We start from the raw sequence: 15411 nt of genomic DNA, 5'->3' as shown, positions 1-15411 counted from the left end.
AATGGCAACATCATAGCGCAACGTGGTTGTACGATCACCGTCCCACCGGACAGCCCTCGTTGAGGATGACCGTTGTGGCGAGGGGATTTATCCCGTTGGGCGCAAAGCGCCCCATCAAATCACAGGCCCCAATCCAGACCAATCAAGGGGCTGCTACGCAGCCCAGCGGGGATAAATCCCCTCGCCACAACAATGTTCGGCGATGGTCATCAAGCGGTCACAGTGCGCTCCACCAGTTGGCCATTTTCGATACGCACATGTCGCGGATGGAAACGTTTCAAACTGCTTCGGTGGCCAACGCTGACAATGCTCAGGCCCGGCAACTGGTCGATCAGCGCCTGGTACAGCGTGGCTTCGTCCTCTTCATCCATCGCCGACGTGGCTTCGTCCATGTACAACCATTGCGGTGCATAAAGCAATGCACGGGCAAAGGCCAGGCGTTGTTGCTCGCCGGGCGAGAGCATGCGCTGCCAGTGGTTGCTTTCATCCAGCCGCGCAATCAGGTGCGGCAGACGGCAGGTTTCCAGCACCTGGGCATAACGTTCGTTGGGATAGATATCGCCGGCCTGTGGATAACTCAATACCTCACGCAGGCTGCCAATCGGTAGATAAGGCTTCTGCGGCAGGAACAGGTAACGCGCGGCCGGAAGCCGGATCGTCCCGTGCCCCGCCGGCCACAAATGCCCCATCGCCCGCAGCAGGGTCGATTTACCACTGCCCGAACGGCCACTGAGCATCACTCGCTCGCCCGGTTCCACGGTCATGTCGGCGTTATCGAGCAGATGGCGACCATCGGCCAAGTCCAACCCCAAGTGCTGAACCTTCAACCCATCGCCCTGGTTCTGTACGTCAATGGCCGGCACGCGGTCTTCGTTGTCGCTCATGGCCTGGCGGAAACTCAGCAGACGATCACAGGTGGCGCGCCACGCGGCGAGGTCGGCGTAGGCGCTGATGAACCAGCTGAAGTTCTCCTGCACATTGCCGAACGCCGAGTTGATCTGCATGAGCTCGCCCAGCTGGATCTTGCCGGCGAAGTAGCGCGGCGCGGCGACGATGAACGGGAAGATGATCGCGATCTGGCCGTAGCCGGAGGTGAAGAACGTCAAGCGCTTGGACACCCGCATGATGTCCCAGAAGTTGTGCCAGACCAGGCCGAAACGCCCGCTCAGGCGACGGTTCTCGTTGGGTTCGCCGTTGTACAACGCAATGCTCTCGGCGTTTTCACGCACCCGCACCATGGAAAAACGCAGGTCGGCTTCGAAGCGTTGCTGGTTGTTGTTCAGACCGATCAGGCGTCGGCCGATCAGGTGCGTCAGCCAGCTGCCCACCGCCGCATACACCAGCGCGCACCAGAACATGTAACCCGGGATGGTGTAGCCGAGCACCTCGATGCTGCCCGACACGCCCCACAAAATGATCGAGAACGACACCAGGCTGACCACGGTGCGCAGCAATCCCAAGCCCAGGTTCAGGGTGTTGGTGGTGAAACTGTTGAGGTCTTCGGAAATCCGCTGGTCCGGGTTATCGGTGTAGCCGCCCTGCTCCAGCCGGTAATAGTTCTTGTCACTGAGCCAACGGGCGAAATGCTGCTCGGTGAGCCAGGCCCGCCAGCGGATAGTAAGCATTTGCGTGAGGTACAAGCGATAAACGGCGCCCAGGATCGCCACCGCCGCGATACCACAGAAGTACAGGATCAACTGCCAGAACGCCGCGCTGTCTTTCTCTTGCAGGGCGTTGTAGAAATCCTTGTACCAACTGTTGATCCACACCGAGATCGCCACGCTGAACAGCGAGAGTGCGATGACGGCGATCAACAGCGTCCAGGCCTTGCCCTTCTCCTCACTGCGCCAGTACGGCGTGGTCATTTGCCAGACACGGCGGAAAAACTGGCCGCGCACCGCGTCATTGACCGCGGAATATTCAGCGTTCTGATTCATGGTTAAAGCTCTATAAAGAAAAGAACAGACTCGGGCCGATCATAGAGCAACGGCCCGATGTGTCGCGAGGGTGGACAACACCTGTTCAGCGCAGGTTCAGCGACGCACGGGACGCTTTTGCAATTTGCGCTGCAAGGTCCGCCGGTGCATGCCCAGGGCTCGGGCCGTCGCGGAGATATTGCCTTCGTGCTCGGTCAGCACCCGCTGGATGTGTTCCCACTGCAGGCGATCCACCGACATGGGGTTTTCCGGCACCAGGGTGTCGAGGTCGGCGTGCTCGGACAACAGCGCCGCCAGTACATCATCGGCGTCCGCCGGTTTGCACAGGTAATTGCAGGCACCGCGCTTGATGGCCTCGACCGCGGTGGCGATGCTCGAATAACCGGTGAGGATCACCACGCGCATCTCCGGGTCCAGCTCCAGCAGCTTGGGCAGCAGCACCAAGCCCGAATCGCCGTCCATTTTCAAGTCCAGGGCGGCGTAGTCCGGCAGGTCGGCCTGGGCGATGGTCAGGCCTTCTTCGGCAGAACCTGCGGTGCTGACGCGAAAACCGCGACGGGACATGGCCCGGGCCATCACGCGGGTGAACGTGGCGTCGTCATCCACCAGCAACAGGTGCGGCAGTTCTTCGCCGTCGACTTGGATCTCGTCACTCATATTCGTCTCCTCGGTCGGCATGGGGCAGGCGCAGCTCGGTGAGCGTGCCGCCTTCCTCATGGGGGTAGAGTTTCACCGAGCCGCCGGCGCGTGTCACGCTGGCTTTGCTCAAAAACAGGCCCAGGCCGAAACCTTTGCCCTTGGTGGTATAGAACGGCTTGCCGATCTGCTCGGCAATCGCCAGCGGCACACCGGCGCCGTGGTCGCGAATACTGATGGTCAGCTCATAGGCATTCCAATCCAACGCCACTTCTAGCCCTTCGGGGCAAGCGTCGGCGGCGTTGTTCAGCAGGTTCAGCAGCGCCTGGGTCAGGTCCGGCGGCGGCGCCATGCGCGGTACTACGCCCTTGCCCAGGCATTGGAAGCGATAACTGGCCTCCGGGCGCATCAGGTGCCAGCGGTTCAGGGCGTCGTCGAGCCAGAAGGTGACCGCCTGCATGTCGATATCCAGCCGGCGGTTGGCCTCGGCGGCGCGTACCAGGTATTGCAGGGTTTCCTTGCAGAGCTTGACCTGATCCTGCAACACGCTGAGATCGTCCTGCAATGCTGGATCATGATGATCCTGGCGCATCTCCTTGAGCAGCACGCTCATGGTCGCCAGCGGCGTGCCCAATTCATGGGCGGCACCGGCGGCCTGGGTCGCCACGGCCAGCAATTGCTCGTCCCGCAGGCCCTCTTCACGGCGAATGGCCCGCAGTTCTTCCTGGCGGCGCAGCTCCTCGGCCATGCGCGCCGCAAAAAACGTAATGACTGCCGCGGCCAGGGCGAAACTCAGCCACATGCCGTAGATCTGCAGGTTTTCCCGGGCGATGGGAAAGGTTTCCAGCGGGTAGAACCGCGCCAGCAACAAGGTATACAGCGCCAGGGCGATACCGGAAAGAATCAGCGAATAGCGCCACGGCAACGTCACCGCGGCGATGGTCAGCGGCACCAGGTAATAAGAGACGAAGGGGTTGGTGGAACCGCCGGAGAAATACAGCAGCGCGCTGTGGATAAACAGGTCACAGGCCAGTTGCACGGCGTATTCAAGCTCGGTCACCGGCCACGAAGTGCGCAGGCGGACGGCCGTCAGTGCGCAGAGCACACTGGAACAGACCAGGGTGATCGCCAGTTGCAGCCAGGGCAGCGGCAGCAGGTCGAACCAATAGGCGAGCCCCACCGAGCCGGCCTGGGCCGCCAGGACCAGAATGCGGATGAATGTCAGGCGCCAGAGGTTCTGGCGAGAGGCGGATGTCATTTGCAAAGGGGCGAGCATGAGCTCTCCTGATGAGCGCTCCAGGCGAATCGCACGGAGTATAACCAAGGCGCGGCTTGCAGCGGCAGATATGCGGCAAAGCGCCACAGATCCAGATAGCACACAGCCCATTGTGGCGAGGGGATTTATCCCCGTTCGGCTGCGAAGCAGTCGTCATCCTACTGACGCGGTCCCTCTGACAAACCTCGGCGTCCGTGTTCAGGGCCGCTTCGCAGCCCAACGGGGATAAATCCCCTCACCACAAAAACACTTCAGTGTTTATCTGATTAGGGCAATCTGTATAGAAGTTGTAACTGTGCGAACCCACCCATAAAAGCTAGAGTCTTACCCTTCACGCAGGCCCGGACATCACCCCTGCGCATCATCCCAAGGAGCTTTCATGCACACGTTCAGTCGCCACGCAGCCCTGCTTGCCCTCAGCCTCGGCACCCTCGCCAGCCTGCCGGCCCTGGCCGCCGATGAGCTGCACTACAACCAGATTTCCCTGCGCGCCGAAGTCAGCCAGGAAGTGGCGCGCGACCTGATGATCGTCACCCTCTACACCGAAGAGCAAAACACCGACCCGGCCAAACTCGCCGCGACCGTCAGCACCACGCTGAACAAAGCCATCGGCCAGGCCAAAGAGGTCAAGGGCATTACCCTGCGCCAAGGCAGCCGCAACAGCTACCCGATCTACGACAACAAGGGCCAGAAAATCACCGGCTGGCGTGAACGCGCCGAACTGCGCCTGGAAAGCGCCGACTTCGCGGCGCTGTCCAAGCTCACCGGCGAGTTGCTCACCGATATGAAAATGGCCGGCATGGACTTCGCCATCTCCACCGCCACCCGCCAGGGCAGCGAAGACACTCTGCTCAAGGACGCGGTCAACGCCTTCAAGGCCCGCGCCCAACTGGCCACCGAGGCCCTGGGCGGCAAGGGTTACAAAATCGTCAACCTGAACCTCAACACCAACGGTTATCCACAACCCTTCATGCGCCCGCAAATGATGATGAAAGGCGCGTCCATGGATGCGGAATCCGTGACGCCTGACGTGGAAGCGGGCACCAGCAAGGTGACGATGACGGCGGATGGGGTGGTTGAGGTGTTGTTGCAGTAATAATGAGCTGACAGAGACATCCAGCCCAGTGAAACATCCTTGTGGCGAGGGGATTTATCCCCGCTGGGCTGCGAAGCAGACCCAAACCTGACACCTCGGTGCGTCAGGTTTATTGAGTCGCTGCTTTTGGGGTTGCTGCGCAACCCAGCGGGGATAAATCCCCTCGCCACAGGACGGTGCCCGACCTTCGTCAGGCGGGCAGCCCCCCCGCTACACCTCAGCCGAACTGACCGGCGCCTCGACCTGATCCAACGCCTTGTCCACCAGCAACTGGCACAACTCCACCAACTGATGAATCCCCAACGCCACGCTCCGGCGCGTGCCCTCCACTTCGAACGCCAGGTCCTCGGCCATGGCTTTTATCGAGGCCAGGGTTTCCGAAGTGCTGGTGAGCAGCGTATCGGTGTCGGCCTTGGCGGTGACGGAGAACAGGCTGTCGATGCGTGGATCGGTGCTTGGCTCTGGTTTTTTTGGATTCAGGTAATGATCGAGGGCACGCTCGGCGGCGGCGCGGTCTTTTAGGAGGTCTTCGATGGCGTCGAAACCCGCCAATGGATTTGTTCTGTTGAAATTCGGTTCAGTCTTTCCTTCGTTCATGCGAATGCTCCTGATGAAATTGGAGCCATCACTTGCCGTTACGGTCGTGAGGCTTACGACCTGTTAATTTCGGGTCTCCACTCCCGGTCGCTGTTTCGCAGCGACAGGCAAAAGGTTAGAGAGCCCACTTCCGAGGGACAACCTTAAAAGCTTGTCGGATCTTTCGTTCTGAAGAGCGGATCCTTCCGACAAACCTGAATGATTTATGCAGCCTTCCGCCCCACCACAAACCCCGTGGCGAGGGAGCTTGCTCCCGCTGGGCTGCGCAGCAGACCCAACCCCGGCGCCGCGTTGTGTCAGATGAATGGAGTCGCTGCTTTTAGGGCCGCTTCGCGCCCCAGCGGGAGCAAGCTCCCTCGCCACGGGTTTGGTGTCCGACGGCGCATGTTTTGACCTCCGCAGGAGTTTCTTCAGAACGGACTCGAAAAATAAGATTTGACATCACAAAAAACAGAGAGCAACACTTGTCCACGTTTTATGGAATGTGGACAGACAGAGATTTATGCGCAGTGAAAAGTCAAGATATTTTACTCATGTACAAAATGGCCAGCCTTCACGCGCAGGAAGAAGTCTCTCCGACCGGCAGCCAAACAGTGGCATGGGGCGGCCTATCCCAGATTGACTTGCTGCCGGACGACTACAGCCCTGAACCCAAACTGATCACCTCCCCGCCTCCTGAAAAATCCTGGGACAACTTAGAGGTCGCCATAAAACGCATCATCGACGCAGACTCGTTCCAGTGGGAAGGCTGGGACGCCGACGATGATACCTCCCCGAAAAAGGCCTCTGACAAATGGGAAGACCGCTACACCCTCCGAGCCCTGGCTGAGTCCTTGGGCTTGAGCAAAAGCGAAATATCGAACTCGATCGCCCGGTGCCGGGAAGCCGGACTGGTAACAAACGACTATGAAACCTCATTGCCCAAAGTGAATCGCCTCGCGCTTTTAAAGATCACCGAGCACGCGCTGAAGTACTTTTTCCCCGTCAAGCCTGGCGCCCTGGCACGAGGAATTCCGACCGGGTTTGCATCGCCGGTGCTTTCCAAACACCTTAAAAGCGCCGGTGGAAACATCCATGTCTGGCCCGACCCGCACGGCACCGAGCGCGGCCAGACCGTAGAACCGATTTACAAAACAGTACCTGAGGCCGTGAAGAAGGATCGAACCCTCTATCACTACCTAGCCTTGGTGGACTCGATACGGTTGGGCGGCCCTCGCGAAACCAGCGTCGCCATCCAACTGCTTAAAAAAGGTATGGGCCTTTGAGCATCGCTTCAGATCACAATTACGAGATGTTGAGTGCCGTCGCACAGGGATTGGGTGACGAGCTGTTAAAGGAGGTCGCCTTCGTTGGCGGCTCTACCACCTGGCTTCTGTGCACCGACGACATTGTGCTGGACGATATCCGCAGCACTGACGACGTCGACCTGGTGATTGAGCTAGGTGGTATCGCTGACTGGCAAAGACTGACAGAGCGCTTGGCCGATAAGGGTTTCAAGATTACCGCCGAGTACAGCGACGTAACGTGCCGATTCAAATTCAACGATGTGATTGTCGACGTGATGCCATCCGTGAAAGAAGTGCTCGGCTATGAAAACCGCTGGTTTGTGGATGGCCTCGCGAACGCAGACACGCTCACCCTGCCCTGCGGGATTGCGATCAAAATGTTCAAACCCGCCTACTTTGTCGCGACAAAACTCGAAGCATTCAAAGGTCGCGGCAACGGCGATGCCTTCCATAAAGATGTCGAGGATATCGTTCTTGTTGTAGACGGCCGAGAGAGTTTGCTAAAGGAGGTTAGCCAGGCAGATCAGGCACTACGAACGTATATTGCGGCGGGCATCACCGGACTGCTGGCACTCAATTCACTGGACTATGTAATACAAAGCTTCCATTCCGTCAGCGCCAACCCAGGCCGAGACAAACTGATTTATCAGCGTCTGAAACAACTGGGCGACATCAAATGATTTACTCAGCCAGGTCTGTCAAAGGACGGGCAAGAGATGAGAACCGAGACGGTGTTGGTGCCAGGTTCGATGGAAAACGAGGGCTGTTTGTCGTCGTAGATGGCACATCAAGGCCAGGTAGCGGCCAGCTTGCACAGGCGTTGGCTGACCAAATACTCACACTGTATTGCGAGAAAATAGCGGAGGGTTGTTCAGATAACAGTCATGAAGAAACGGCCGCATTACTCAAGGAGGTGTTGAAAGACGCACACGACCTGCTCTTCTCGACAGCCTTCACAGGGTCGGCAAGCTATCTGGTCGGTGTAGCCGCGGCAGGACTTCTCACCGTCGCTTACGAAGGCGACTGCTGCGCTGGTGTGGCTTTTTCTAACAGCCCGATCACCTGGTTCACGGCACCACATTGTCTTGCCAACTGGAAGCGCGATCGTGACCACCGACAACTGGCAGCAGACCCAGGCCGGCATCGGATAAGCCGGTGTTTCAAAGCACGGAATAAACCCGATCCCGAGATAGTCACAAGGACGACGATTGAAGGTGAACAACTGTTTTTTGCAACCGATGGCTTTTGGGCTGACTTGAGTGATGCGACACAGGCCAAGTTACTGGAAGTCGAGATGCTTGAGCCCCTCAATGTCGATGATGACGTCTCCTGGATAGTCGTGCAGTCCGGGCCTAACAATCATCTCATTTAGGCTGCCTTCGCGAGCAAGCTCCCACAGTTTGATCGAAGTACAACCGGGAGAACCAGACCGCCTCGTCCAAAAGCGCTATACCCAAACCCAACGGTCCCCCTCACTTTTCGATATTTCCAACACCCCCATCCACAACGCTACTCTCTTGAAAACCGTCACCACCCCCAAGGGATTTCATGGACAGAACCACCTTCAAGCCCCTCTTGCTCGCCCTCGCCCTGATCAGCAGCGCCCCAATGGCCCAAGCCGCCACCACCCTGGTCTACTGCTCCGAAGCCAGCCCCGCCGGGTTCGACCCCAGCCAATACACCAGCGGCACTGACTTCGACGCCTCGGCCGAAACCGTCTTCAACCGCCTCACCCAATTCAAGCGCGGCGGCACCGAGGTCGAACCCGGCTTGGCCACCCGCTGGGACGTATCCGCCGATGGCCTGGCCTACACCTTCCACCTGCGCGAAGGCGTGAAATTCCACACCACCGACTACTTCACCCCCAGCCGCGAATTCAACGCCGACGACGTGCTGTTCACCTTCCAGCGCCTGCTCGACCCACAGCACCCGTTCCGCCAGGCCTACCCCACCGAGTCGCCGTACTTCACCGACATGGGCCTGAACACCACGATCAAAAGCGTCGAGAAAATCGACGAGCACACCGTACGCTTCAACCTGAACAACGTCGACGCCGCCTTCGTGCAGAACCTGGCGATGAGTTTTGCCTCCGTTCAGTCCGCCGAATACGCGGCGCAGTTGTTGACGGAAGGCAAGGCCGGCGACCTCAACCAGAAACCCATCGGCACCGGGCCGTTCGTGTTCAAGCGCTACCAGAAGGACTCGCAGATCCGCTACGCCGGCAACACGGCGTACTGGAAACCCGAGGACGTGAAACTCGACAACCTGATCTTTTCCATCACCCCGGACGCCGCCGTGCGCCTGCAAAAGCTCAAGCGCGGCGAATGCCAGGTCAGCGGTTACCCGCGCCCGGCCGACATCGAAGTGATCGAGCAGGACCCGAACCTGCAGGTGCTCAAGCAACCGGGGTTCAACCTGGGTTTCCTGGCCTACAACGTCACGCATCCGCCTCTGGACCAGCTCAAGGTCCGCCAGGCGTTGGACATGGCCATCGACAAGCCGGCGATCATCAAGGCCGTTTACCAAAGTGCCGGGCAACTGGCGCAAAACGCCTTGCCACCGGCCCAATGGTCGTTCGATCCCAATATCAAGGACGCGCCCCATGACGTGACCAAGGCCAAGGCGCTACTCAAGGAAGCCGGAGTTGCGCCCGGTACAACCATCGATTTATGGGCGATGACGGTGCAGCGCGCCTCCAACCCCAATGCGCGAATGTCGGCACAGATGATCCAGCAGGACTGGGCCAAGATCGGCATCAAAGCCAACATCGTCAGCTATGAATGGGGCGAATACATCAAGCGCGCAAAAAATGGCGAACATGACGCAATGATTTACGGCTGGACCGGCGACAACGGCGACCCGGACAACTGGCTGGGGGTGCTGTACAGCTGCGCGGCGGTCAAGGGCAGCAACTACGCCAAGTGGTGCGACCCGGCCTACGACCGCTTGATCCAGCAGGCCAAGGTGTCCACCGACCGCCAGCAACGGATCGATTTATACCGGCAAGCGCAGAAAATCCTCAAGCAACAGGTGCCGATCACGCCCATCGCTAACTCCACGGTCTTCCAGCCAGTAAACAGGAAAGTGGTGGATTTCAAACTCAGCCCATTCGGCCTGACACCCTTCTACGGCGTGGGTTTGACGAAGTAACACCCGAGCCAAACCGGTGCGCCGCGACTGCGCGACGCACCGACAAAGGGCGATTTTGGCGCCAAAAAAATACCCGCAAACGGTCAACTGCGTCAGAAGTTACACAGATGCGACATTAAGGTACGTTCGTGCCACTGAATCGGACTTGTGACCGCTCTGGATCTTGCATTGGGTATGGGGCCTGCATAAGTATCCGCAGGACGACTCACGAGGTCGCCCTCAAATCCAAAAATGACAACAAATCATGAGGCCAACATGCTTAAACAAGCGGTCATTCCGTTTTTAGTCGGCGCGAGCTTATTAGCCAGCGCACCTTTCGCCCAAGCCGCGACTAACCTGGTGTTCTGCTCCGAAGGGAGCCCGGCCGGTTTTGACCCGGGTCAGTACACCACCGGAACCGACTTCGACGCCTCCGCAGAGACCATGTTCAACCGCCTGACCCAGTTCGAACGCGGCGGCACCGCTGTGATTCCTGGCCTGGCGACCAAGTGGGATATTTCCGACGACGGCTTGACCTACACCTTCCACCTGCGTGAAGGCGTCAAGTTTCACACCACCCCGTACTTCAAGCCGACCCGCGAATTCAACGCCGACGACGTGCTGTTCACCTTCAATCGCATGATCAATAAGGACGACCCGTTCCGTAAGGCGTACCCGACCGAATTCCCGTACTTCACCGACATGGGGATGGACACCAACATCACCCAGATCGATAAAGTCGACGACCACACCGTCAAGTTCACCCTCAAGGATGTCGACGCCGCGTTCATCCAGAACATGGCCATGAGCTTCGCCTCGATCCAGTCCGCCGAATACGCCGCCCAGTTGCTCAAGGAAGGCAAGGCCCCCGACATCAACCAGAAGCCGGTCGGCACTGGCCCGTTCGTGTTCAAGAGCTACCAGAAAGACTCCAACATCCGCTACACCGGGAACAAGGACTACTGGAAGCCTGACGACGTGAAGATCGACAACCTGATCTTCGCCATCACCACCGACCCGTCGGTGCGCATGCAGAAGCTGAAGAAGAACGAGTGTCAGATCACCCTCTTCCCACGCCCGGCCGACCTCAAGGCGCTGAAGGAAGACAAGGCACTGAAGATGCCTGACCAGGCTGGCTTCAACCTGGGCTACATCGCCTATAACGTGATGGACAAGATCAAGGGCAGCAACGAGCCGAACGTGCTGGCCAACCTGAAGGTCCGCCAGGCGCTGGACATGGCGGTCAACAAGCCGCAGATCATCGACTCCGTCTACCAGGGCGCTGGCCAACTGGCAGTCAACGCCATGCCGCCGACCCAATGGTCCTACGACACCACCATCAAGGACGCCAAGTACGACCCTGAGAAAGCCAAGGAGCTGCTCAAGGAAGCCGGCGTCAAGGAAGGCACCAACATCACCCTGTGGGCGATGCCGGTCCAGCGTCCGTACAACCCGAACGCCAAGCTGATGGCTGAAATGCTCCAGTCCGACTGGAAGAAAATCGGCCTGAACGTGAACATCGTCAGCTACGAGTGGGGCGAGTACATCAAGCGTTCCAAGGGCGGCGAGAACCAGGCAATGATCATCGGCTGGAGCGGTGACAACGGTGACCCGGACAACTGGCTCAACGTGCTGTTCGGTTGCGACTCGCTGAGTGGCAACAACTTCTCCAAATGGTGCGACAAGAAGTTCGATGGACTGGTCAAGGAAGCCAAGCGCACCACCGACCAGGCCAAGCGCACCGAACTGTACAAACAGGCACAACACGTTCTCAAGGACGCAGTGCCAATGACACCTATCGCTCACTCGACGGTGTATCAACCCATGCGCGCCAACGTGCAGGACTTCAAGATCAGCCCATTCGGCTTGAACTCCTTCTACGGCGTCAGCGTCAGCAAATAAGGTGACCCGTGGCGAGGGAGCTTGCTCCCGCTGGGTTGCGTAGCAGCCCCTTTTGCAAGCGCGATGGCAATGTATCCACAACGCCATCGCGAGCAGAACTCGCTCCCACGGCATGCCGTTGCTTTAAGCCAAGACTCAGGAAATCGCCTACGTCCAAAAGCACTGCATACCACAGCAGTTGGTTTAGGACGTATCGCCTTTTCCCACAAGTCTTTCAGGCATTACGCATTTACCGCCTGGCCCACGACTCCTACCGTCGAGGTCTGGACGGCTTGCTGATCCTGCGGCATCGCGACGCAATGGAATGAGCTCAGTGCTCCGGGTCCCCGGAAGGACACCGGTTCACTGTTAAAACACCCCGAACGAGAGAGGGAGCGTCATGCGCCATACCTTGGTTTTATCCGCATTGTTGGGCACCGGCCTGCTGGCCGCGACCTGTGCAGCCCAGGCCGCTGGCGGCAGCCTGGTGTTCTGTTCCGAAGGCAGCCCTGCTGGTTTCGACACCGCGCAATACACCACGGCCACCGACAACGATGCCGCCGAGCCGCTGTACAACCGCCTGGCCGAGTTTGAAAAAGGCGCGACCAATGTCGTCCCCGGCCTGGCGACCCGCTGGGACATTTCCGAAGACGGCCTGAAGTACACCTTTCACCTGCGCGAAGGCGTGAAGTTTCACACCACCGACTACTTCACACCGACCCGGGATTTCAACGCCGACGACGTACTGTTCACCTTCAACCGCATGCTCGATCCGCAGCATCCGTTCCGCAAGGCCTACCCCACCGAGTTCCCGTACTTCAACGGCATGAGCCTGAACAAGAACATCGCCAAGGTGGAAGCGACCGGGCCGTTGACCGTGGTCATGACCCTCAACAGCGTGGACGCCGCGTTCATCCAGAACATCGCCATGAGTTTTGCCGCGATCCTCTCGGCCGAATACGCCGACCAGTTGCTCAAGAGCGGCAAGCCGAGCGACATTAACCAGAAGCCGATCGGCACCGGGCCGTTCGAGTTCAAGAGCTACCAGAAAGACTCCAACATCCGCTACGTCGCCAACCAGCAGTACTGGGCGCCGGAGCGGGTCAAGCTGAAGAACCTGATCTTTTCCATCAACACCGACGCCTCGGTACGGGTGCAGAAACTCAAGGCCAACGAATGCCAGGTCACCCTCCATCCGCGTCCGGCCGACGTGCCGGCCTTGAAGAACGACCCCAAGTTGCAGTTGATCGAGAAGCCCGGTTTCAACCTCGGCTACATCGCCTATAACACCCGCCACAAGCCGTTCGACCAGGTCGACGTGCGTCGGGCGCTGGACATGGCGGTGAACAAGCAAGGCATTCTCAACGCCGTGTACCAGGGCGCGGGGCAACTGGCGCAGAACGCTATGCCGCCGACCCAATGGTCCTACGATGACACCATCAAGGACGCTCCCTACAACCCGGAAAAAGCCAAGGAATTGCTCAAGGCCGCCGGGGTCAAGGAAGGCACCGAAATCACCCTCTGGGCCATGCCCGTGCAGCGCCCGTACAACCCCAACGCCAAGCTGATGGCCGAAATGCTCCAGGCTGACTGGGCGAAGATCGGCCTGAAAGTGAAGATCGTCAGCTATGAATGGGGCGAGTACATCAAGCGCACCAAGAACGGCGAGCACGACGTCAGCCTGATCGGTTGGACCGGCGACAACGGCGACCCGGACAACTGGCTGGGCACGCTGTACAGCTGCGACGCCATTGGCGGCAACAACTACTCCATGTGGTGTGACCAGGATTACGACAAGCTGATCAAGCAGGCCAAGGTCGTCACCGACCGCGACCAGCGCACCGTGCTCTACAAACAGGCTCAACAGTTGCTCAAGCAGCAAGTGCCGATCACCCCTGTTGCCCACTCGACGGTCAACCAGCCGCTGAGTGCCAAAGTCGAAGGGTTCAAAGTCAGCCCCTTCGGTCGCAATGTCTTTTCGGGCGTCAGCCTGAACCCATAACCGTTAGCCACACAGCGCGGGCTTCCTTTGGAAGCCCCATGCCGACGTCTTGCCGCAATTCGCCGATTAGGCGCCAAGCAAACGTTTGCAAGCTGTGAATGAGTTGTAAACCGATAGCCGGATCACCCAAAAAGACCGGCATAAAAAAAGCAAGGAAAGGAGCGTTACGGATGAAATTGAGCAGCACCGCGATACTGGCCTTGGCCATCAGCAGCGTTACCGCGACGGCGTATGCAGAGCAACAAAGCCAGGCTTTCGTACCGACCGAACTGGCAAGCACCAGTGCCCAATCCGAAGCCAAGGGTTTTCTCGATGGCCAAAGCCTGGGGGGCACCACGCGCAACTGGTACGCCAATGAACTCCTCAAGCGAGGTAACTTCAGCTATCAGAAGCACGGTGAGACACGCCCCACCGATCGCCGCATCAACTGGGTGCAAGGCACTATTGTCAACTACACCTCGGGGTTCACTCAGGGCACCGTAGGTTTCAGCACCGAAGTCGCGGCTTACAACGCGGTGGTACTGGACCGTAGCCGCAAAGACATTGCCAACGGCGGCAACCGTACGCTGGCGGAGAACAACGGTGATGCCGTGGATCAGTGGAGCAAACTGGGCCTGGCCAACATCAAGGCTCGTTTATCCAACACCACCCTGACCGCCGGACGCCAAAACTTCAGCACGCCAATTGTCGATGTCATCGGCAACCGCGCACTGCCCTCGAGCTTCGAAGGTGTGAGCCTGCACAGCGAAGAGTTCAGCAATCTGTCGTTCGATGCCGGCGTGTTTGATCGCGTATCGCCGCGTACCGAACAGAGCCTGTCGAAATTCCGCTCCGAGTACACCAACAACAAGGCCGAAACCGACAAGGTCAGCGTCGTCGGCCTGAACTATCAGCCGCTCGAGAGCCTGAAGACCAGCCTGTACGCCTCTAAGGTCGAAGACTTCTGGAACCAGTACTATTTCGGCGCCACCCACGAACTGGGAGACGCTTCAGTGTTAGCGTTGACCACCGGCTTGAACTATTACAAGACCGTGGACGAAGGCAAAAAAGAGATGGGTGAGATCGACAACGACACCTTCTCCCTGTCGCTGGGCCTGACCCATCAGGCCCATAGCCTGACCTTCTCCTACCAGGCCGTGAACGGTAACGAATACTTCGACTACCTGCACGAGACCAACGGCATCTACCTGGCCAACTCCCTGCTGTCTGACTTCAACGGCCCGAACGAAAAATCCTTCCAGATCGCCTACGGCATCAACATGGCGGAATACGGCGTACCGGGGCTGAAGTTCAACATTTACCGTGCTCGCGGTTGGGGCATCGACGGCACCCATTACACGGGCACCGCTTATGACGTTCGCGGCCTGGACGATGAGAATCACTACGAAACCGGCGTGGGCGCTTCCTACGCGGTACAGAGCGGTCCTTTGAAGGCCACGGCGATTCGTGCCACCTACACTGAGCACCGCTCCAGCCGCAACCAGCTCGACGGCAGCATCAACGAGTTCCGTCTGGTCACCACCATTCCGTTCAACATTCTCTAAACTGCCACCGGGCGGTCGACTCACAAG

General features: G+C 58.8%; 12 protein-coding genes. 8 read left to right on the top strand and 4 right to left on the bottom strand.

Annotated elements, in window-relative coordinates:
* Window positions 1–209 precede the first annotated feature (209 nt).
* The 3 genes from BT116_RS06190 to BT116_RS06180 all read right to left on the bottom strand — a co-directional run bounded on the left by BT116_RS06190 (window position 210) and on the right by BT116_RS06180 (window position 3849).
* Window positions 210–1937 (bottom strand): ABC transporter ATP-binding protein/permease, encoded by a 1728-nt coding sequence (locus BT116_RS06190; protein WP_072341195.1) that lies wholly within the window; start codon window positions 1935–1937, stop codon window positions 210–212.
* Window positions 1938–2033: 96 nt separating this feature from the next.
* Window positions 2034–2594, bottom strand: a complete 561-nt coding sequence (locus BT116_RS06185; protein WP_003177957.1) for a response regulator transcription factor — start codon at window positions 2592–2594, stop codon at window positions 2034–2036.
* Entirely contained in the window at window positions 2587–3849 is a 1263-nt protein-coding gene (locus tag BT116_RS06180) for an ATP-binding protein (RefSeq protein ID WP_072341191.1), read from the bottom strand. The genes BT116_RS06185 and BT116_RS06180 overlap by 8 nt, the downstream gene beginning before the upstream one ends.
* Window positions 3850–4228: 379 nt before the next feature.
* Here BT116_RS06180 and BT116_RS06175 point away from each other — a divergent pair, with 379 nt between their 5' ends.
* Window positions 4229–4945: an SIMPL domain-containing protein gene (locus BT116_RS06175; protein WP_072341189.1), complete on the top strand. Its 717-nt coding sequence runs from the start codon at window positions 4229–4231 to the stop codon at window positions 4943–4945.
* A gap of 210 nt (window positions 4946–5155) precedes the next feature.
* Here the strand turns inward: BT116_RS06175 and BT116_RS06170 are convergent, their stop codons facing one another.
* Window positions 5156–5542 (bottom strand): DUF6124 family protein, encoded by a 387-nt coding sequence (locus BT116_RS06170; protein WP_072341186.1) that lies wholly within the window; start codon window positions 5540–5542, stop codon window positions 5156–5158.
* A 482-nt stretch (window positions 5543–6024) separates the two neighbouring features.
* On the opposite strand from BT116_RS06170, the gene BT116_RS06165 reads away from it, so the two are divergent.
* The 7 genes from BT116_RS06165 (at window position 6025) to BT116_RS06135 (ending at window position 15384) form a co-directional block, all read left to right on the top strand.
* Entirely contained in the window at window positions 6025–6807 is a 783-nt protein-coding gene (locus tag BT116_RS06165) for a MarR family transcriptional regulator (protein ID WP_083569111.1), read from the top strand.
* Window positions 6804–7508 (top strand): hypothetical protein, encoded by a 705-nt coding sequence (locus tag BT116_RS06160; protein ID WP_072341180.1) that lies wholly within the window; start codon window positions 6804–6806, stop codon window positions 7506–7508. The genes BT116_RS06165 and BT116_RS06160 overlap by 4 nt, the downstream gene beginning before the upstream one ends.
* The gene (locus tag BT116_RS06155; protein ID WP_072341177.1) at window positions 7505–8200 is read left to right on the top strand and encodes a PP2C family protein-serine/threonine phosphatase; all 696 of its coding nucleotides are present in this window, start codon (window positions 7505–7507) and stop codon (window positions 8198–8200) included. Before BT116_RS06160 ends, BT116_RS06155 begins: the two co-directional genes overlap by 4 nt.
* A 176-nt stretch (window positions 8201–8376) precedes the next feature.
* The gene (locus tag BT116_RS06150; protein ID WP_072341173.1) at window positions 8377–9978 is read left to right on the top strand and encodes an ABC transporter substrate-binding protein; all 1602 of its coding nucleotides are present in this window, start codon (window positions 8377–8379) and stop codon (window positions 9976–9978) included.
* A gap of 255 nt (window positions 9979–10233) precedes the next feature.
* Entirely contained in the window at window positions 10234–11859 is a 1626-nt protein-coding gene (locus BT116_RS06145) for an ABC transporter substrate-binding protein (protein ID WP_072341171.1), read from the top strand.
* 379 nt (window positions 11860–12238) lie between these two features.
* Window positions 12239–13840, top strand: a complete 1602-nt coding sequence (locus tag BT116_RS06140) for an ABC transporter substrate-binding protein (RefSeq protein WP_072341168.1) — start codon at window positions 12239–12241, stop codon at window positions 13838–13840.
* Between the two features lie 170 nt (window positions 13841–14010).
* On the top strand, window positions 14011–15384 hold the full coding sequence (locus tag BT116_RS06135; protein ID WP_072341165.1) for an OprD family porin: 1374 nt from the start codon (window positions 14011–14013) through the stop codon (window positions 15382–15384).
* Window positions 15385–15411 lie beyond the last annotated feature (27 nt).

The sequence above is a fragment of the Pseudomonas sp. NFACC16-2 genome, assembly GCF_900119205.1.
GTDB lineage: Bacteria > Pseudomonadota > Gammaproteobacteria > Pseudomonadales > Pseudomonadaceae > Aquipseudomonas > Aquipseudomonas fluorescens_Q.
Note: the sequence above shows the minus strand (reverse complement) of the source record. Positions and strands in the feature narration are given on the sequence as shown.